The sequence below is a fragment of the Rothia sp. HSID18067 genome (assembly GCF_003989445.1).
Classification (GTDB): domain Bacteria; phylum Actinomycetota; class Actinomycetes; order Actinomycetales; family Micrococcaceae; genus Rothia; species Rothia aeria.
This window is the reverse complement of record NZ_RBMF01000001.1, coordinates 387,563-406,970: the sequence shown is the minus strand read 5'-3', so window position 1 is coordinate 406,970 and position 19,408 is coordinate 387,563. Positions and strand designations below refer to the sequence as shown.

Below are 19,408 nucleotides of genomic sequence, written 5' to 3'. Positions count from 1 at the left end.
AACTCAACATATTCACCACGCAGAGAACTATATTATTGTGACGCCAAAGTCGGTGTCACCACCATACAATCACTTGCAAGGAGACACTATAATGTCCCAGACCCCTGGACCTTACCCCTCGGTGCCTACACCTGAGAAAAAGCCCAAGTGGCCTTGGTTTCTCGGAGGAGGTTGTTTGTTCCTAACCTTACTCATTATTCTCATATTCGTAGGATGCTCAGCACTCGTTGTTGGCGGCGCAAAATCTGCATCTGATTCCATCAACTCAGCATCAGCCCATGCAGAAGAAACTGTCAAAATTGAAATGGTTGCAACCTCTACAGGTAAAGGGCACGTAACCTACGGTGCTTCATTATCGGGCTCCACTAGTAGCGCAGACTTCGAGGGTGAGTGGACCCAAGAAGCAGATTTTAAACGTAAAGAGGGCTACAGCATGAGCGTTAGCTCTACTGATAATGGTGTAGAGCTAACCTGTAAAATCCTTGTCAATGGAGAAGTCAAAGAAGAGCAGAAAGCCAGCGGTGACGGCTACTCTAGCGCTCATTGTCACCTCCCAGCAGATTTCGGGTATGGCGATAAGTAATATTTCAAAGAGTATTTTTGCAGTCACTTTGCCCAAGCCCATCTGTATTTGACCGCGTGTCAAAGCAACAATAATCCAGCAGTGGCACGCAAACACTCACAATACAGGCCCCGGTATCTTTAGATGATACCGGGGCTTTGTGTGCTCTCAGTAACCCGCAGGTTCACCCTGCACAGTTTCTGATGCTTACAGAAGGGCCTTTCGCAATATTAAAACATCAAAATGTACGTCGAATAATCATAATAACCCTGGGTAAGGTTATTATAGACTTATGTACTATATTCTTCCGGGAACACCTCTGAGTACATACATATGCTTTTTAGCATTATGACGCTACAGTTAGTAGTTTTTAAGAGCGAACTATGAACTTACCTGTAATATCAGAATAAACTACCAAAGACTAGCAGAAAGGTAGAAACATGCCTTTATCCGTAACCCGCAGAGGCGCGGTTGCCCTCCTGGGCTTAGGTTCCGCATCCCTACTGGCAGCCTGCAGCCAGAGCAGTACGTCCACATCCGGCAGCTCATCATCAGCTTCAGAGACATCATCCTCGCAAACCAGTCCAGCTTCCACTAATGCATCGACAGAAGCCACCGGGCAGAAATACGATGCTGGTTCCAAAAACTACAAAGGGGTAGTTCCTCTAGTTGACCATTATGAGAGTAAAACCTACGAGCCAGGTAATGAAGAGCATCCGCCCCGGAACGCGCCTAAGCCCCTCAAACCTGAGAATATGAATGAGGACTCGCTTGAAGGAGCGTACGCAACGCTCCGATATCAGGCATCGGTTTTTGATTACATCACTAAAACAGGTGACCTTGAACCACTTAAAGAGATGGAAGCCGCCAAGCCTGATATTGAATACATGCAGAGCTTTGAGACTTTCTACCAGAATATGGAATCATCAAAAACGTGGTTCTTTGATCGCAAGTTTGAGATGGACATCCTTGCCGACCCCATCGTATCCTCCTCTAAGATTACGTGGCGGTGCACCGAGACTTTCCTTAACGGCACCAAAGCAATTATTCGGGGTGAGTACCACGACGATCTCCCCGAAAAATACCAGTGGACGCGGCTGACCGGGTACGTTACCACCGAATACGTTAACGGACGTTGGGCTGTAACGCCTTATGTATCCGGCGGAGGTACCGGCGGGCACTAAATACAACGTGCCCTCAGCCTCAGGGCGCACCTTCTGCACACACTGATGCGGTGCGGGTATCTTCACCGTCTGGCCTAGAACCAGATACACGAAGACGCCCGCACCGCATAGTTATACAACCAAGGCAGCCCCGGGTGCAGTATTAGTGCACGTGAATGTCGGCGGCGTTCACCTCAGAACGGTCACCACTCCACATAGTATGGAAAGCCCCTTCTTCGTCTACACGCCCGTAAGTGTGCGCACCGAAGAAATCACGCTGCCCCTGAATTACGGCCGCAGGCAGGCGGTCACGGCGCAGGCCGTCATAATACGACAGGGCCGAAGAGAACACCGGTACCGGAACCCCAAGAGCGGTGGCTTTACCCACCACCCGGCGCCACGACGGGACCAGCTCATCCATCAAAGACTTGAACTGGGGTGCCAAAAGCATATTTGCCGGACGCTCACCGGAGTAGGCAGCCATAATATCGCCCAGAAGCTCGGCGCGGATGATGCACCCGGCACGCCACAGCGAAGCAATCACATCAAGCTTCAAATCCCAACCGTACTCATCCCCCGCACGGGCAATCATATCCATGCCCTGCGCGTAAGCAACCAGTTTCGAGGCCAACAGGGCACGGCGCACATCCTCAACAAATTCAGGATCCCCAGCACCGACACCGGTAGTCGCGATCAGGCCCGCAGGAAGCTGCTGCTGAGCCTGCTCACGGGCAACCGGATCAGATGATGAAAGCGCGCGGGCAAACACCGACTCTGCAATGGCAGAGACCGGGGCCCCCAAATCAAGGCCAGCCTGCACCGTCCAGCGGCCGGTTCCTTTCTGGCCAGCCTGATCCAGGATCACATCCACCAGAGGCTTACCGGTTTTAGCATCCACCTGGGCCAGCACCTCAGAGGTAATCTCAATCAGGTACGAATTGAGCTCGGTTTCGTTCCACATCTTAAAAATCTGTGCCTGCTCCGCTGGTTCCAGCCCGGCGATAGAACGCAGAATATCGTACGCTTCCCCGATCACCTGCATATCGGCGTACTCAATACCGTTGTGAACCATTTTCACGAAGTGCCCCGCGCCATCGGTGGAAATCCAGGCGCAGCACGGTGAACCGTCCTGGGGTGCCTTTGCCGAAATCTTCTCCAACATAGGGCCCACATGATGATACGACTGGGCAGATCCGCCCGGCATAATAGAGGGACCCCACAGTGCGCCCTCCTCACCACCGGAAACACCCACGCCCACAAAGTGCAGGCCCTTCTGCGCCAGCTCACGCTCGCGGCGGATCGTGTCTGGGAAATGCGAGTTACCGCCGTCAATAACAATATCGCCCTCATCCAGCAGGGGTGTTAGCTGCTCAATCACGGCATCAACCGGAGCACCAGCTTTCACCATCACCAAGATACGCCGCGGCGACTCCAAGGAGTCAACCAGCTGCTGCAGTGATTCGGTACGAATAAATTCACCATCTTGCCCGTGCTCGGCAAGAAGCGCGTCGGTTTTCTCGACGGAACGGTTATGCAGCGCCACAGTGTAGCCGTTGCGGGCCAAGTTACGGGCCAGGTTCGCGCCCATCACTGCCAGGCCGGTTACACCAATTTGCGCCTTTTTACTCTCGATATTTTCAGTCATGTATATAAGGGTACGCTGATTTATACACAGATGCGGTGCGCGGATCGCCAATTATGCGCACGGGTGAGCGGCCCGCTGCTATCTCGGTAGACCACCACAGCGAATGTACCCATGTCCCCAGGGACAATAACGACAAGGCCCCGTCCTTAGACGGGGCCGCATCGATAAATTGTGGGTCCTACCGGGATCGAACCGATGACATCCACGGTGTAAACGTGGCGCTCTACCAGCTGAGCTAAAGACCCATTGTGCTCACCAAACCGGCGAACAAGGTAATACTATACGGGGTCTTTGCAGGGAGCGCAAACCCGTTGAGGGTGTTATACATCTCAGTGCTTTGGGGCGGCGCGGGTGAAGAAAATTACACGGCACAGTACAGCCCGCCCCCCTTCACCTCAAAAACCCAAAGTAATACCGCAAACCCCAACACAGAACCACCATGCAGCGTAAAATCTGCACGGTACAGGCAAAAATATCTTTGGCTTTTCTCCTGCAAATCCGCAGGCACCCAACCCACCCGCTGACAGCAGTCCCCAAAAAAACCTTCACAACAGCAAAACCAGGGTCAAATAAGGACTAAAATAGTAGAGAAAGAAGTGCGCCGACCACCACGTTCGGCCCACTTGCCTGCTAGGGGTGTCACCCGCGGAGAATCGCCGTCGTAACACCTTCACAACTGAACACAAGAGAGGTTGGATTAGTTTGGGTAACGCAAAACCGAACGAACACGCCCTGAGCACTCTTCTCGACGGACTGAAAGACGTCGATGCTGAAGAAACCCAGGAGTGGGCCGAGTCCCTTGAGGACCTTATTAAAACTCACGGCACCGAACGTGCCGAATACATCCTGCGCTCGCTTCTGCAGGAAGCTGGCAAGAAGGGTGTAGAGGTACCCACCATTGTCAATACCGACTACATTAACACTATCCCCGCCGACCAGCAGCCTGCTTACCCCGGCGATGAGGAACTTGAGCGTCAATACCGCGCCTGGATCCGCTGGAACGCAGCCATTATGGTGCAGCGTGCACAGAAGAAAGGCATCGGCGTTGGCGGGCACATCTCCACCTACGCGGGTATCGCCGACCTGTACGAGATGGGCCTGAACCATTTCTTCCGCGGCCGCAACCACCCCGGCGGCGGCGACCAGGTCTTCTTCCAGGGCCATTCCTCCCCCGGCGTGTACTCCCGCGCATTTGTTGAGGGTAAGCTCACCGCTGAGCAGATGGATGGTTTCCGTCAGGAAAAAACCAAAGGCGCGAATGGAATCCCCTCATACCCGCACCCGCGTTGCATGCCTGATTTCTGGCAGTTCCCGACCGTTTCGATGGGTCTGGGCCCGCTGAATGCCATCCACCAGGCATCCTTTAACCGCTACCTGCACAACCACAAGATTAAGGACACCTCCCAGCAGCACGTGTGGGCGTTCCTTGGCGACGGCGAAATGGACGAACCGGAATCGCGTGGTGCACTGCAGCTGGCAGCCAACGAAAAGCTCGACAACCTGACCTTCGTCGTGAACTGCAACCTGCAGCGCCTCGACGGCCCCGTTCGCGGTAACGGTAAAATTGTTCAGGAGCTTGAGGCATTCTTCCGCGGTGCAGGCTGGCACGTCATTAAGGTGCTGTGGGGCTCCGACTACGACGCCCTGCTTCAGAAGGATAAGAGCGGCAAGCTCATCCAGCTGATGAACGAGACCCTCGACGGCGACTACCAGACCTTCCGCGGCGAAGACGGCGGGTACATTCGCGAGCACTTCTTCGGCAAGTACCCCGAAACCAAGGAACTGGTTGCAGACCTGAGCGACGAGCAGATCTTCAACCTGCGACTTGGCGGGCACGACGACAAGAAACTCTACGCCGCCTACAAGGAGGCGCTGGAAACCAAAGGTCGCCCCACCGTCATCCTGGCTCAGTCCATTAAGGGTGCTGAGCTGGGCCCCTTCTTCGAGGCACGCAACTCAACCCACCAGATTAAGAAGTTCACCATGGAAGCCCTCAAAGGCTTCCGTGACCACCTGAACATCCCCATCTCGGATGAGGAGCTGGAGAAGGACCTCTACAACCCGCCGTACTATGTGCCTTCGGCAGATCACCCGGCCCTGCAGTACATGCACAAGCGCCGTGAGGAGCTGGGCGGGTACATTCCGCACCGCCCGAACACTCAGCCCGAAATCACCCTGCCGGATGATAAAGCATACGCCGGTGCTAAGAAGGGCTCCGGTAAGCAGGAAGCCGCCACCACCATGGCGTTCGTGCGCCTCATGAAGGATTTGATGCGTGTGAAAGGCTTCGGCCACCGCATCGTACCCATCACCCCGGATGAGGCACGCACCTTCGGTATGGACGCGTTCTTCCCCTCCGCTAAGCTGTACAACCCCAACGGCCAGAACTATGTGCCGGTGGATCACCAGCTCATGCTCTCCTACACAGAGTCGCCCGAGGGTCAGATCCTTCACGTGGGTATTAACGAGGCGGGCGCAACCGCAGCGTTCACCGCTGTTGGTTCGTCCTTCGACACCCACGGTGAGCCTATGATCCCGATCTACATCTTCTACTCGATGTTCGGGTTCCAGCGCACCGGCGACGCCTTCTGGGCTGCTGCTGACCAGATGGTACGCGGCTTCGTGATCGGCGCAACCGCAGGGCGCACCACGCTCTCCGGTGAGGGTCTGCAGCATATGGATGGCCACTCGCCCATCCTGGCAAGCACCAACCCTGCGTTCAAGATCTACGACCCGGCGTACGGCTACGAGATTGCACACATTGTGAAGCGCGGTATTGAGCAGATGTACGGCAACCTCGACGAAGATCACGACGTCATGTACTACCTAACCGTGTACAACGAGCCGATCCACCAGCCCGCAGAACCCGAAAATGTGGACGTGGAAGGCATCGTCAAGGGCATCTACAAGGTGCAGGACTCCCCGCTGGCATCCGGCCCGAAGGCCCAGCTGCTGGCATCCGGTGTTGCTGTACCGTGGGCTATCGAAGCGCAGAAGCTCCTGGCCGAAGACTGGGGCGTATCCGCCGACGTCTGGTCCGTAACCTCCTGGACCGAGCTGCGCCGCGATGGTGTGGCTGCCGAAGAAGAAGCCCTGCTGAACCCCGGCCAACCCGCTCGCGTGCCCTACGTGACGCAGAAGCTCGCCGGTGCGAACGGCCCGATCATCGCATCGACCGACTACACCTCGGATGTGCCCGATCAGATCCGCCAGTTCGTGCCGAACGACTTTGCAACCCTCGGTGCCGACGGCTTCGGCTTCGCCGACACCCGCCCGGGTGCACGCAGGTTCTTCCACATCGACGCACAGTCAATGGTGGTGCGCACCCTGCAGATGCTCGCCAAGAACGGTGAAGTACCTGCCGACGCCGCAGCCCAGGCATTCGCAAAGTACGACCTGACGAACGTCAACGCCGTTCAAAGCGCAAACAACGACGACTAGTCTAATGCGCCACACGGGCACCACCCGGTGACCGTTTCGGGGGCTTCGCTTCCTCACCCACGGTGAGGGCGCGAAGCCCCCGAATCTATGTCCGCACACGGCATATTATGCGCCATTACCACCCACAAGAAACCGCCTATAGGGTTCATCCTCAGGGTTAGCCGTTCCCCGTGATACCCCCACAAAATGGTAAAAATATGTGGGCATATTTGCGATAATAAGAAAGGCAGAAAAATAACTAGGAGAGCCATGTCCGACACCACCTACACTTCACAGGCGACCACAGCGCCGTCATCCGGTGCGGGGATGTCTCACGCCTACAACCTGTCAAAAGCGGTGCACCAGCTGCAGACCCAGCTTCAAGGCAAATGGCCCACAGGACACTCAGTTTTCCACCCCAGGTTCACCCCGCTCAGAGAGCTCAGGGACAAACTGCACATCACCGACCCGAACGGCGTACCCACCTACTGCGACCCCGAGAATATTAGCCTTAAATCCCTCGAAGACGGCATTATGATGCACTGCATCATCCTCGATAAAACCAAAGGGCTGCTCGCGATCACCGAAGACAACGGCGACCCCAAACCCTACCGGGGAAAATACGTCACGAACTACATTAACTATGTGTTCAGGTACCTCTCCATCGACACGAAAGTGAATATTAGCGAGATGGACGGGTACCCCAACATTAACACCAAAAACGCGAAAAACCGGTCGCTGCTGGATATCCTAGACTTCCTGTACGAACACCAAGACAGCATAGTGCACGCCCTCGGCTTTAACCCGCTGGACGATTTACAAATATGCTTCTTCCCCATCCTGCACCCCGGGTTCAATTTTCCCCGGGACACTCCCCAGCAAATCCTGGACTGGTACACCACATCCTCATACAAGATAGGGCTTTTCAGCTCGCCCCTCGAAAACAAAAACATGGGAATCATTAAAAAACTCAACGACTACTCAAATGTCATTGCCGAAGGCGTTGCCGGCTGCGGCAAGTCCCACATGCTTGAAAGTCTGAAAGACACCACCATCAACGGCGGTTACGGACCCGAAAACGTGACCACCGTGGTGTTCCACCCCTCCACCTCGTACGAAGAGTTCGTGAGCGGGTTACGGCCCAACTTCGCTTACGGCACCGAGACCCCGGACTTCATCTCCCATGAGGGGATCTTCCTGCAAGCCTGCGCCAAGGCGGTGCGACTAGCCCGCAGCTACGCCGCCCACCGTGCCCGCACCGGGGCAGACACCTCCCTGGGGCAGGACCCCGCCCACCGGGAAGCCCCAGCTCACCTGCTCTTTATCGACGAGATCAACCGCGCCAATACCTCCCGTGTCTTCGGCGACCTCATGCTCGTTCTTGAAAAGTCCAAACGCCACAACTACGCCACCGACACCGATGGCGACTGGCAAAACCATATGCACGGGGCGCTCGTGGCAAACTACGACCGGGAAGATTCCTCCAGCAGTGCCCAGCCCGTCACCATCCCCCCGCATGTAACCTACGCAACCCTGCAAACCCCCGTGTTTGTGCCGCGCATTCGCGACGACGGCACCCAAGACTGGTCACGCGGGCGCAGCTACAGCCGCCTCGTAGTGCCCGACAACCTGCACATCCTCGGCACCATGAACTCCACCGACCGGTCCGTAGGAACCATCGACCTAGCGCTGCGGCGCCGCTTCCACTGGCACGAGATGGAACCCATGCGCAAAGACGATTTGAAAGAAGCCCTCACCGCCGCAGGCCGGGACCTTGAGGCAGACCCCGAGCTATCGCTGCTGGTCGACGCCTACGACAGGCTCAACACCTCCCTCAAAAACGAGGTGGGGCCCGACGCCCGGCTAGGCCACGCCTACTTCTTTGAGCCCAAAGCCAGCGCACCAGAAATTGCCGACGCGCTACTCACCCAGCTCGCAGAAGTCGCCGCGACCTTCAACATTAAAGAAACCCCGCACACCAACCCGGACTTCCCCCGTAAACTTGCCGGGATAAGCGACCTGTGCGGCCGGTACGTGGAATACGTGGGCCACGGGCTGGGCAGGCGCCCCCACATTGGCGGCACCTGGAACCCGATCATGGCGCGACTATACGAGGCCGCATAAGTGGGCGAATACTGCTATTTCCAGGCGGGAGTCGCCGGACAACGCGCCGGGGTAACCGTCGTAACACTCGGCGATAACGGACATATCCGCACCCCCGAGACAGTGCGCACCCTCGCCGTTCACGTACTCCCCAAAATCTGGTCACCCAACGGGCGGCGCAACATTATTGAGCCGCTGCCCGCCGACCGGCCGCACCCCACGCACCTGCTCGATGAAACCGGCTGCCTGCACGTATACCTGTACGAGCGGGAAATCCTGAAGCTGCCCGCCGACTGGCAGCAGCCCTTCAGCGCCGTCGTAGGCTCAGGCAACGAACCCGCCGAAAGCAACCGCCGGGAAGACACCCCCTACGTTGACCTGTGGAACGCCCCCGCGTGGGAGCCGCACACCCGCGACGCAGATTTCACCATCGGACGAGTCATCCGCCCCGGCAGCGACGAAGAATTCAGCCCCGTACGGCAGTTTTGGCGCATCCTCGAACACTACCACCAGGCACCGGTTGAGGACGCCACCTCCCGCACCGTACCGCCGCAGGGCCTAGGCATTTTCTCGCGCATCGACTGGCTGCAAGAGCCGACATACCGCAAATTCCTGAACCTATGCAAAAACGCGCTGGAACACCGCCGCCCACGGTTCGAATCAGAAACCGACGAACTGGGGTTCGTGCGGGGCCGTATGGTGCTCGATAAACTTATCGACCGGCAAGCCACCCACCGCACCGGGGTGGTGTGCGAATTCGACTCACTCACCACAGACATTCACCTGTGGCAGGTGATCCGCGCCGGGCTGCAGCGGGTAGCGATGCAGGCGAAAGACGCCCAGCTGCGCCAGCAAGCTCTCGGCTACGAAGCGACCCTGCGCGATGTGAGTGTACACAACGCCCAAACCCTGCTGAATGAGCGGCTCTCCCCCACGTTCATGGCACGCATCCCCGATGAGCAGGCGCTCGCCTACCGGTATGCGCGGGCAATTATTGCCCAGCAGTTCGGGTTCGGGTTCGATACCGACCCGTATGAGGCCGGGGTAATCGCCAACATTAAATACGACACCTCCATTCTGTGGGAGACAATGCTGGAAAAAGCCCTCCTGCAGGCGCTCCCCGCAGGCATGTACACGCTCAATACCCTGCCGAAGTTCAGCTACATTCGCAGGCCCGCCACCAACAGCGCCGTGCTGAAACGCCCCGCCGAGATCCGCCCCGGGTTCGTGGTACGCACCGCCGACACCGGCGCGCCGGTATGTGTGCTTGAGGCGAACTACGACCCGATACCGCGCAGCTTTGAGCACGTGCGGGAACGCGATTTTAACCGGATTCTGCAATACGCGTACCGGGTAGGGTGCCACGCCCACCTGCTGTTCCCCGACACGAGGGTGCACAACGGTCCGGTTGATATTGTGTACACTGGCTCCCCCACCGGTGAGGATTTTCACCTGGGGATTTTTGGGGTGCAGTTCCCCGACCCTATTGACTCCTCCATCACCCTGGATGTGAGCCATATTGTGCATGGGATTCTGCAGAATAGCTGATTAACTATTTTTCATTTGTCGGCGCCTTATTCACGGTAATTTAGCGATAAAGGCGGCGGCATCATTAATAGCCAAGACGAGCTGCCCCAGACTATTGGCAGCTAAAGAGCGCAGCGGGCACTGCCAGTCACAGTTCCCAATCACATACACTATGAACCCGCCCTACCCGGCACCAGCGGAATACCAGCCCACATCCAGCAGGTACTTCCCGTCACCGTACGAAACCTGCAATAAGTCCTCGACAGGATCCGGCTCCTCGGCTATTTGCGGGTTTTCCAGCGCCCACAAAAGGTTATCGTAAGTGATAACACCGCCCCTGAAATCTACCGGCATGACTGCGCCACCTACTCTGCTGGCCCCGAACCGAACGCCTCGGCAACGATCTGCGGGATATACGCCGGGTTCACCAAATCCGGGTGGGTGCCGTCGACCCACACCACACGCAAAGCACCCGCGTGGCTTTCCCACCCGTGAGCATCCAGGTACGGCTGATCCTCATGGGGCACCGCGAACATTGTGACCGCGCCCGAAAAGTCCAGTTGCCGTGCCCCGCGCATGAGTGCAGCCGAGGCGCGCATCGACTTCAAGCACACGCCCAGCTTATCCTCGGGCAGGTGCCCCATCGCCGAACCGGCCTGCCGCAGCCGCTTCAAAGTACCGGGAAGATCCAGCACCTCACCGGGGGCAGCCTCCGGCAGGCCACCCATCCGCAGCAAGGCACGGAAGCTTTCCTGCTCATCCGGGGCGGGAACGCCCTGCCATTGCTCGGCGGGGTACGCATCCAGCAGCACTGTGCGTTCCACGGCAATGCCGGCGTCCTCCGCCAATGCGGCAACCTCTACAGCGGCCGTACCGCCCACCGACCAGCCCATGAGCTCAATACGCGCGGGTAGGTTAGCGTCCCGCAAGGTCTGGCGGATACGCCCCAAATACTCCTGAGCAAGCTCACGTAACGTGCTGGGGAACCCTGCGTGCGGGTCGGAAAACGCGGACGCCTGCACGGCGTACACCGGCTGGTTCGCGGGCAGATGCGCCAGGTACCCGGCGTAGCACCAGCCCAACCCGCCCGCCGGGGGCAGCACAAACAGCGGCGCGGGGGTATCGAGGGTCAGTTCCGCGTCGGCGGCACGCAGCGGCAGCACGGGAGCAAATTCCAGCCCCGCATCCTGCTCCAATGCCCGGGTGAGGCCCTCAACCGTGGGATTCGCAAACAGGGCACCGATGCTCACAGACAATCCCAGCTGCTCGCCAATAGCGGCAATAACCTCAAGCGCTGCCAGCGAATGGCCCCCGGCTGCGAAGAAATCTTCGGTGGTGCCGAACCGTTCCCGCCCCAGCACACGCGCGAAAATAGTGCACAGTTGCTGCTCCAGCAGCCCGTGCGGGCCGCGCGCATCGGCAGCGGCGGTAGCGAACCTGAACTGAGCCAGCTGTTTACGGTCCGCCTTACCGGAGGCGCTCACCGGCAGCACCTCCATCGTGTGCCAGAGGGAAGGAACCATGTAGTCGGGCAGGTTCCGCTCGCAGGCCCGGCGCGCGTCAGCAATAATCTTTTCACGCTGTTCCGTGCTGAGGGTGCCTACCTCAAGGAACGCGGCGAGCGCGGGCTCCCGCAGCCCCGTGTACAGCAGCGCCACCGCGCCGGTGACTGAGTGAAGCGAAGTGAGTACCGTCTCAATATCGCCAAGTTCGAGGCGCTGCCCGCGCAGTTTCACCTGGTTGTCGGAGCGCCCGCGGTACACGATCACTCCGCGCGGCGGCTTATCGTCTGCGGCCCCCGGCAGTATCTCCCAGGTGGCAAGGTCACCGGTGCGGTACACCCTCATGCCGCTGGGGGCGTCCTGCCCGAATGCGGAGGCGGTGGCTTGCGGGTTATTCACATACCCCTGGGCCAGCTGCACACCTGAGAGGTACAGTTCGCCGGTAATGCCCGGCGGTACGGGCCGTCCCGCCCTATCTAGAATATGCGTTCCTGTGTTCCACACGGGCTCCCCGATGGGGATGATTTCCCGTTCTGGGTCTTCGGCGGTATCCCAGAACGTGACGTCAACCGCGGCCTCGGTGGGGCCGTACAGGTTCAGCGGGTACGCCCCAAGCACCCGGTGCGCGCCGAGCACCTGGTCTTTCTGCAGGGCTTCACCGGAGCAGACGAGGTAGCGTAAACGCCGGTCGGTTTCTTGGGGTCCGAACCCGGCGCTTTTAAGAACACGCCGGGCGGTCGGTGACGTAATAAACGCGGCGAGCATGGTCGGCACGAAGTGCACGCACGTGATGTCCTGCTCGGCGGTCACGCGTGCTAAATATTCGGGGTCGCGGTGCCCTTCGGGGGCGGCGATAACGACCGCTGCGCCTTCTTGAAGCGGCCAGTACAGTTCCCACACGTGCACATCAAACGAGATGGGGGTTTTGTGGAGTACCCGGTCACCGGGGGCGACCGGGATTTTTGACTGCTGCCAGCGCAGCCGGTTGTCGATGGCGCGGTGGCTGACGGCCACGCCTTTGGGCCTGCCGGTTGAGCCTGAGGTGAAGAGAATATAGGCGGTGTCGTCAAGCTCCGTCTCGTGTCCGGGCAGAATAGCGGATGCTGGTGCGGCGTCCGCGGGGAGCGGGTGCTGCGCGGTTGGGGTGAGGGCGGTGAAGGGCAGCTGCGGCAGGCTCGTGAACCGTTCTGGGTTTTCCGGGGACAGTTCGGCGGGGGCGAGCAGGCCCAGCCCGGGCCCGTTGAGCAGGGCGGAGCATCCGGCGTCGGTGAGCATGTGGCCGACCCGTTCTGCGGGCAGTTCGGGCAGGATCGGCACGTAGATAGCACCCGCGTAGAGCGCCGCGTAGACCGCAATATACTGCTCGATACCCCGGTTGAATCGTAGACCGACGGCGGTTCCGGGGCGTACCCCGGCGGCCACGAGGGAGGCAGCGAGCGCGCGGGCGCGCGCATCAAGCTGCGCGTAGGTGAGGGTGTGGTTGAATTCGTGTGCGTGCGGGGATTCAGGGGTGAGGGTGTACCGTTCCCCCGGTGCGGCCGCGATGAGGGCGGGTTCGTTGGGGTGTGCGGCTACTGCGTCGGTGAACCGCTGCAGCAGGGTTTTGTATTCGATGTGGTGCCCGGTGCTGTTGAAAGCGTTAATGGTCTCCAGTTCTGTGGGTAGGGCTGTGGTGATCGCCTCAAACGGCAGCTCGTTGGTGGCTGCGGTGGCCCAGTTCTCCAGCCAGGCGCCCATATGCCGTGCGTGTGCCTGCACCTGTTCCATGGTGTACAGGTTAGGGTTGGCGTCTAGCTCCAGGTAGATGGGGTTGCCGCGCCCTGGCATGCCGCGCAGGGTGACGGTCATGTCGGCGACCGGGCCTGCGCTCACATTGTGGATGCGCGCCACGGGCGCGGGGGCACCGGGCAGTTCGTCGGTGCCAGGTGTTGGTACGCCGAGGGTGAGCACCGCATCGAACGGGACAATATTAATCTGCGCCCCAAAGAGGCGGGAGTCGTTGCGTGCTGCGGCCCGTTCCAAGTCTTCTTGACGTGCCAGGGGGTGCTGGGTGTTGCGGGCGAATTGGTCTTTGACGGAGCTTAGGGCCGCTGCGATGGACCCGAGGGAAGGTACCTGCACGGGCAGCACGTTCACGGCGGTGGTTCCGGTGTTTGCACTGGTTTTGCCGAGGGCGCGGGTTGGTTCGGGCAGGGTGGGGCCGAACATGCGGTTCATTTGGGGGATGCCGAACGCGGCCGTATCGTACCCGCCAATACGTCCCAGGTACGCGCCGATGGCTGCGGTTGCGGCGACCGGCCAGGACGCCCCATATTTTTTGGCCGCCGCCAGCATGTTCTGCTGTACCGTGTTCGGGATGGGCAGTGAGGCCCGTAACGCGCGGGGGGCGGGTGCGGCGGTGTGCGCGGCTAGGGAGGTGTCGGGCTGTTCGAGCGCGGTGGCCCCTTCACCGGCGGTCCAGTATTCGTAGTCGCTGGCGCGGGCGGGTTCAGCGGCGTTATCGGCGGCGATAAGTTCGGCCAGCGAGGCGCGGCTGACGGGTGGAACCGGGTGCCCGCTGCTGAGCGCACGGTAGATGCTGGCGATGCGGGAAAGCTCGTTGAATGCCGCGAACCCGTCGGCCACTACGTGGTGGAAGCTGTGGTACACCCACAGCCTGTCGGCGTAGAAGGCGACACGGGAACGAACGGTAATACCGGCATCCGGGTTGAGGGGTTCGGCGATGAGGGATGACGCCCAGGCGCGCACCATGGCCGGTACCGGCTCATTGTCCGGTTCTTCCTCATGAGGGTTCTCGGGTACGGGCAGCAGCTCAATGTTTTCCAGAAACTCAGTGTTTTCCAGAAATTCGTCGAGACCCAGTACCTGCTGTTCGGCGCGGCCCGCGTGCAGGCGGGTGCGCACCCGGAACCCTTCGTTTTCTTCGTAGAGGTGCCGCAGGGCTTGCCGCAGCGTGTCAAGGTTGGTGCCGACGGGGCATTCGAGCAGCTCTGCCGTGTTATAACAGGGGTTGGTGGGGTCAATTGCGGCGGCAAGGTAGATGCCACGCGCGTTCACACTCAACGGTAGCCAGGGCGTCGTATCCGGGGTGCTGGCGGGTGCAGGCTCGGTGGTGCTCATGGCGGGCTGGCCTTTCGTGCAGCAGAGCTACATGTGGTTTTATATTGCTTGTGGTGTATTAGGCGATGCGGCTGGTCAGGAATTCGACGGTGGGGTTTTCCACCAGTTCGGTAAATTCCACAGCAATCCCCTCAGCGGCGAGATCATCGAGCAGGGCGAAGGCCCCCATGGAATCAAACCCGAGCAAGAACAGGTCGGTGGTGGGCTCGGCGAACGCGGTGTTCAGCGAGTCTTCTTCACGAATGTACTTGGCCAGTAGCGGGCGCAGGGTTGCTTCAGCGCTCATGGCGTAACTCCTTAAATAGTGTTTATCTGATGCGTTCTATACAGTTTTAGGTGCGGCGTCAAGGGTACAAGCCTGCCGCCGCATAGGGAGAGGAGGCATAGGGCGCATGATGACCCGCCCCCATGCCAGCAGCCGCTCCTGTGCTCGCGGCGGTGCCCCCGCCCGGGAACACCAACACGCAACTATTCTGTGAGCATCTCTGCCAGGCGGGCACGCAGCTCACGGCGGGAAATTTTACCCACATTCGTGGTGGGCAGCTCCTTGAGCACCTCCACCCGCTCCGGGATTTTAAAGGCGGCCAGCTTCTTCTGCGTAAAATACTCGTGCATCGTACGGCGCGGGTTCTGCCCCAGCGATGCGCCTTCCTGGGGTACAAGCACCAGGCAGACACGCTCCCCCACCGCCTCATCCGGCAGCCCCAAAGCCACGGCGTCCAGCACATCGGGGTGGGCTAAGGCGAGCGCCTCAATCTCATCTACCGCGATTTTTTCGCCGTTACGGTTAATCTGGTCTTTTGCGCGGCCCACTACCTCAAGGTACTTCCCGTCCACCAGGCGCACCAGGTCGCCGGTGCGGTAGTAGCCTTCATCAGTAAAACTGTAGGTGTTGGCGTTTTCTTCCCTGTAGTAGCCGCGGATCGTGTACGGCCCGCGGGTCAGCAGGTGCCCAACCTCGCCGGGTGCAACGGGCTGGTCGTTATCATCAACAATCAGAATTTCGTCATCGTCGCTAATGGGCCGCCCCTGCGTATGTAACCGGATGCGCGGACTATCCCCGGCACGGGTGTAGTTCACCAGCCCCTCAGCCATGCCGAAAACCTGCTGCACCTGCACACCAAGCACAGATTCGATCTTGCCCGCTACCGTGGCGGCAAGCTTAGCGCCGCCCACCTGAAGAACGCTCAGCGACGGCAGCTGCACACCACGTTTCTCGGCCGATGCCACCCACGCCTGCGCGAGCGGAGGCACCAAAGCGGTGAACGTAACCCCCTCATTCTCAATGAGCGCGAACGCAGTCTGCGGGCTGGGGTCCGCGGCGAACACCATTTTCGCCTGAACACACATCGCCCCCAGAATACCGGGTGAACTCATGGTGAAATTATGCGCCGCCGGAAGCGCCACCAACATGGTGGTGTTGCAGGTGAGGTTGCAAATATCCGCCGAACCGCGCACCGAATACAGGTAGGCGGCGTGAGTACGCGGAATCAGCTTCGACACCCCGGTGGTGCCGCCGGAAAGCTGTAAAAACGCCACCTGCTCGCTTGCACGCGGACTATCAGTATTTTGGATAACCGCCGGGACAAACGGCTCGGCGAGCTGCTCGTCGCTAAGCGGCACCAACGGCTCAGCCGCATCAATACCCACGGGCGGGTTCAGCCCTTCAGCCTGCAGCTGTTCGGACACGTCCTGGTGCAGCGCAGTAAAATCTGTGCCCGGAGTGCGGGACGAATACACGTGCGCGGCCGCATCCGCACGGGCCGCAAAATGCGTCAGCTCACTGGTGCGGTGCTGCGGCAAACAAAATACCGGCAGTGCCCCAGCCCAGAAAATACCCATCAGGTAGACGAGATACTCGGCAGTATTGCCCAGCTGCAGCAGCACACGGTCACCAGGCTGCACCCCGGCAGCGGCGATACGGGCCGCAGCAGCGCGGCCAGCAGCCTCCAGCTCAGCATACGAGTAACGAACCTGCTGCGGCTTACCGTCCTGCAGGTGCGCGTGAGAAAGCGCCACCAGGGCCGGGAAATGCGGTTTAGCCCGGCACGCATCCAGCAGAAACTCGGGGATGGTCTGATCAATCCAGTACCCGGCCTGGCGGTATCGGGCGGCGAACTCCTCAGGGATCAGCGGGGTTACCCCCAGATCGCTACGTTCTAGAGTCTGCTCGGTCATCTGTGATACGTTCTCCTTGGTCGAGGCTACTTCGCCGTTAAAATACGCTCCAAAGCGGGCACAATCGCCCCGCGCCAGCAGGCATAATCATGCCCGCCGTTGAACACCGTGTAGTTCAGGTGCATGTCCACACCTTTAAGCTCCTGCACCAGCCGCTGATGCGGGGGCACCAGCACCCACTCCTGCTCCCCCACCTCAACCTCAAGATGCAAATGGCGCAGACGGTGCAGCTCATCAGCTGAACGCAGCTGCTCCAGCCGGTCAAAAACCTGCGGCTGCCACAGCGACGCGGACTGCGCGATTGCCGCCCCGAACGCCTCCGGCCTGGAAATAACCGCCAGCAGAGAGGACAACCCGCCCAATGACTGCCCATTAATAATAATGTTCTCGGCAGGGGTGCGAATATTGTGGAATTTGGCCAGGTGCGGCAGCGCCTCATCCACAATATAGTCGGCGATCGGGTGCTCACCGTTTAGTTCCTGCCAGCGGCGCTCACGGCCACCGGAATGCAGGAAAAACACGTGGAACGACGGGATACGACCGGCACGGTACGCGCGGTTAAGAGTGTGTTCCATGCCGTGGTTAAACCACACTTCACCGTCGAACAGGATGAACAGGGGGTCCTCCGGGGCCGGGTTGCCGACTTTACCCACCACATACATGTGCCCGTCAGGGGTTTTGAGCCAGCGCGGGGCTGGCAGCGTATCAAGCTCCTGCTGGCTCAGCAGAAACTCGTGTACCGGGGCGTCCTTCAGCTCCACCACGCCCATGCACCGGCCAATGCGGTTACACACGGTTTTAGGGTTGAACGGGTCACCCTCGCCAGCGTCAAGAGCTGCCCGCAGCATGACCTGGTCGCTCTCGCTCAGCCACACCGGGCGTTCCCCCGGTAGTGCAGGCACGAAACTATACGAGGCGCGCCAGTTAGTGGCCATCTGAAAGCTCAGCTGCCACCAATCTGTGCCTTCGATACGTTCCATGAGCGAAAGCGGCAGGTTTTTCTCATCAGTCAGACGGTTCACGAAAATAAGCACCTGCTGCGCCTCAGCGTGCCGGTACAGGAACGTGACGATGCGCTCGCCCTCATTCACGGTACCGTCCGGGTTATGCACCTGCTCAATGAGGGGGGTTCCTTCCCCGACGACTTCCAGGATACGCGCATTGAGCTCGTCCGCGTTGATGGCTTGGTCAATGAGTGTGCTGATGAGAGGGCTGCTGACTCGGGGGGCGGGTGTGGGGCGCGGAGTTTTTGGCGGCACCGGTCGATCCATGATCGACGGTTTCATGGTCTGAACTGTGTCACACGGCGGGTTGTCTAGGTTACCCATGAGGGAGCCTCCTCAGTTACCTTCGCGGGCGGCGGCAATGGCGTCTGCCGCAATCGAGATGTTCTGCTGCTCAGTGGGGATCACGAGAGGGGTGCCTGTGCAAGGGTCATCAATGATAACGGCCTCCAAATCAAAAACCTCCCGGATCAGCCCAGATGTGACAATTTTCTTAGGATTACCTTGCGCAATGATTTGCCCACGCTTCATTAATACCACATGTGTGGCATAACGGAAGGCAAGGTTAAGGTCATGAAGCACCACCGCCACTGTGCGGCCTTGCCTGTGCAGCTTTTTCGTGAGGTTAAGCACCTCAATCTGGTGGGTAATATCAAGGTAGGTGGTCGGCTCATCCAGCAGGATCAGCGGGGTCTGCTGCGCCAACGTCATGGCGATCCACACGCGCTGCCGCTGCCCACCCGAGAGGGCTTCGATGGGTCGTTCAGACAGTTCCAGCACATTCGCCGCCTCCATCGCCTCAATACAGGCTGCCTCATCCTGAGCAGACCAGGAGCGTAAAAGCGACTGGTGCGGGTAGCGTCCGCGCGCCACCACATCCGCCACGGTAACCCCCGACGGGGCTTCCGGGGTCTGCGGCAGCATTGAGAGGATCCGCGCAATAGCACGCGATTTCAGCCCTGAGAGAGGCTGCCCGTCAAGATGCACCTGCCCACCTTTAAACGGGATAACACGTGAGAGGGTTTTGAGCAGGGTGGATTTGCCGCAGGCATTCGGGCCGAGGATAACAGTCAGTTCCCCCTCAAGCACACTGAAATCAACGCCGTCGAGCACTTTATGCTCGCCGTAGCCCACCACTAAGCCGGATCCCTGCAAACGGGCGGTGCTGTTCATAGTCTGTGCGC

At 59.5% G+C, this 19,408-nt stretch carries 12 protein-coding genes and 1 tRNA gene; 5 read left to right on the top strand and 8 right to left on the bottom strand.

Annotated elements, in window-relative coordinates; all coding sequences use genetic code 11:
- Nucleotides 1-91: 91 nt before the first annotated feature.
- Both D8M23_RS01845 and D8M23_RS01840 read left to right on the top strand, forming a co-directional pair.
- A complete protein-coding gene (locus tag D8M23_RS01845; protein ID WP_126853357.1) occupies nucleotides 92-583 on the top strand; it encodes a nuclear localization sequence-binding protein (p67) in 492 nt (163 codons plus the stop codon).
- A gap of 419 nt (nucleotides 584-1,002) precedes the next feature.
- Complete coding sequence (locus D8M23_RS01840; protein WP_126853355.1) at nucleotides 1,003-1,746, top strand: DUF6318 family protein; 744 nt, start codon at nucleotides 1,003-1,005, stop codon at nucleotides 1,744-1,746.
- Nucleotides 1,747-1,888: 142 nt separating this feature from the next.
- Here the strand turns inward: D8M23_RS01840 and gndA are convergent, their stop codons facing one another.
- Together gndA and D8M23_RS01830 are read right to left on the bottom strand one after the other, a co-directional pair.
- Nucleotides 1,889-3,370, bottom strand: coding sequence for an NADP-dependent phosphogluconate dehydrogenase (gene gndA, locus D8M23_RS01835; protein ID WP_126853353.1), 1,482 nt, complete (start codon nucleotides 3,368-3,370; stop codon nucleotides 1,889-1,891).
- A gap of 172 nt (nucleotides 3,371-3,542) precedes the next feature.
- Nucleotides 3,543-3,615, bottom strand: a tRNA-Val gene (locus tag D8M23_RS01830).
- 457 nt (nucleotides 3,616-4,072) lie between these two features.
- Here D8M23_RS01830 and aceE point away from each other — a divergent pair.
- The 3 genes from aceE to D8M23_RS01815 all read left to right on the top strand — a co-directional run bounded on the left by aceE (nucleotide 4,073) and on the right by D8M23_RS01815 (nucleotide 10,441).
- Nucleotides 4,073-6,811, top strand: a complete 2,739-nt coding sequence (gene aceE / locus D8M23_RS01825) for a pyruvate dehydrogenase (acetyl-transferring), homodimeric type (protein ID WP_126853351.1) — start codon at nucleotides 4,073-4,075, stop codon at nucleotides 6,809-6,811.
- 249 nt (nucleotides 6,812-7,060) lie between these two features.
- On the top strand, nucleotides 7,061-8,914 hold the full coding sequence (locus tag D8M23_RS01820) for an AAA family ATPase (protein ID WP_161971641.1): 1,854 nt from the start codon (nucleotides 7,061-7,063) through the stop codon (nucleotides 8,912-8,914).
- On the top strand, nucleotides 8,915-10,441 hold the full coding sequence (locus tag D8M23_RS01815; RefSeq protein WP_126853347.1) for a 5-methylcytosine restriction system specificity protein McrC: 1,527 nt from the start codon (nucleotides 8,915-8,917) through the stop codon (nucleotides 10,439-10,441).
- A 162-nt stretch (nucleotides 10,442-10,603) separates the two neighbouring features.
- Here D8M23_RS01815 and D8M23_RS11685 read toward each other — a convergent pair whose 3' ends face one another.
- From D8M23_RS11685 to D8M23_RS01790, 6 genes are all read right to left on the bottom strand, one after another.
- Nucleotides 10,604-10,774, bottom strand: coding sequence for a hypothetical protein (locus D8M23_RS11685; protein WP_153274068.1), 171 nt, complete (start codon nucleotides 10,772-10,774; stop codon nucleotides 10,604-10,606).
- 11 nt (nucleotides 10,775-10,785) lie between these two features.
- Complete coding sequence (locus tag D8M23_RS01810) at nucleotides 10,786-15,042, bottom strand: non-ribosomal peptide synthetase (protein ID WP_126853345.1); 4,257 nt, start codon at nucleotides 15,040-15,042, stop codon at nucleotides 10,786-10,788.
- A gap of 58 nt (nucleotides 15,043-15,100) precedes the next feature.
- Complete coding sequence (locus D8M23_RS01805; RefSeq protein ID WP_126853344.1) at nucleotides 15,101-15,328, bottom strand: phosphopantetheine-binding protein; 228 nt, start codon at nucleotides 15,326-15,328, stop codon at nucleotides 15,101-15,103.
- A 182-nt stretch (nucleotides 15,329-15,510) separates the two neighbouring features.
- Nucleotides 15,511-17,220: a (2,3-dihydroxybenzoyl)adenylate synthase gene (locus D8M23_RS01800; protein ID WP_126853342.1), complete on the bottom strand. Its 1,710-nt coding sequence runs from the start codon at nucleotides 17,218-17,220 to the stop codon at nucleotides 15,511-15,513.
- Between the two features lie 26 nt (nucleotides 17,221-17,246).
- A complete protein-coding gene (locus D8M23_RS01795; protein WP_126853340.1) occupies nucleotides 17,247-18,548 on the bottom strand; it encodes an enterochelin esterase domain-containing protein in 1,302 nt (433 codons plus the stop codon).
- A 12-nt stretch (nucleotides 18,549-18,560) separates the two neighbouring features.
- On the bottom strand, nucleotides 18,561-19,397 hold the full coding sequence (locus tag D8M23_RS01790) for an ABC transporter ATP-binding protein (protein WP_037235336.1): 837 nt from the start codon (nucleotides 19,395-19,397) through the stop codon (nucleotides 18,561-18,563).
- Between the last annotated feature and the right edge of the window lie 11 nt (nucleotides 19,398-19,408).

What these genes read in the sequence shown, in the direction of transcription:
- D8M23_RS01845 (WP_126853357.1), top strand. Translation starts at nt 92, where the DNA reads ATGTCCCAGACCCCTGGACCTTACCCCTCGGTGCCTACACCTGAGAAA.
- D8M23_RS01840 (WP_126853355.1), top strand. Translation starts at nt 1,003, where the DNA reads ATGCCTTTATCCGTAACCCGCAGAGGCGCGGTTGCCCTCCTGGGCTTA.
- gndA (WP_126853353.1), bottom strand. Translation starts at nt 3,370, where the DNA reads ATGACTGAAAATATCGAGAGTAAAAAGGCGCAAATTGGTGTAACCGGC.
- D8M23_RS01820 (WP_161971641.1), top strand. Translation starts at nt 7,061, where the DNA reads ATGTCCGACACCACCTACACTTCACAGGCGACCACAGCGCCGTCATCC.
- D8M23_RS11685 (WP_153274068.1), bottom strand. Translation starts at nt 10,774, where the DNA reads ATGCCGGTAGATTTCAGGGGCGGTGTTATCACTTACGATAACCTTTTG.
- D8M23_RS01810 (WP_126853345.1), bottom strand. Translation starts at nt 15,042, where the DNA reads ATGAGCACCACCGAGCCTGCACCCGCCAGCACCCCGGATACGACGCCC.
- D8M23_RS01805 (WP_126853344.1), bottom strand. Translation starts at nt 15,328, where the DNA reads ATGAGCGCTGAAGCAACCCTGCGCCCGCTACTGGCCAAGTACATTCGT.
- D8M23_RS01800 (WP_126853342.1), bottom strand. Translation starts at nt 17,220, where the DNA reads ATGACCGAGCAGACTCTAGAACGTAGCGATCTGGGGGTAACCCCGCTG.
- D8M23_RS01795 (WP_126853340.1), bottom strand. Translation starts at nt 18,548, where the DNA reads ATGGGTAACCTAGACAACCCGCCGTGTGACACAGTTCAGACCATGAAA.
- D8M23_RS01790 (WP_037235336.1), bottom strand. Translation starts at nt 19,397, where the DNA reads ATGAACAGCACCGCCCGTTTGCAGGGATCCGGCTTAGTGGTGGGCTAC.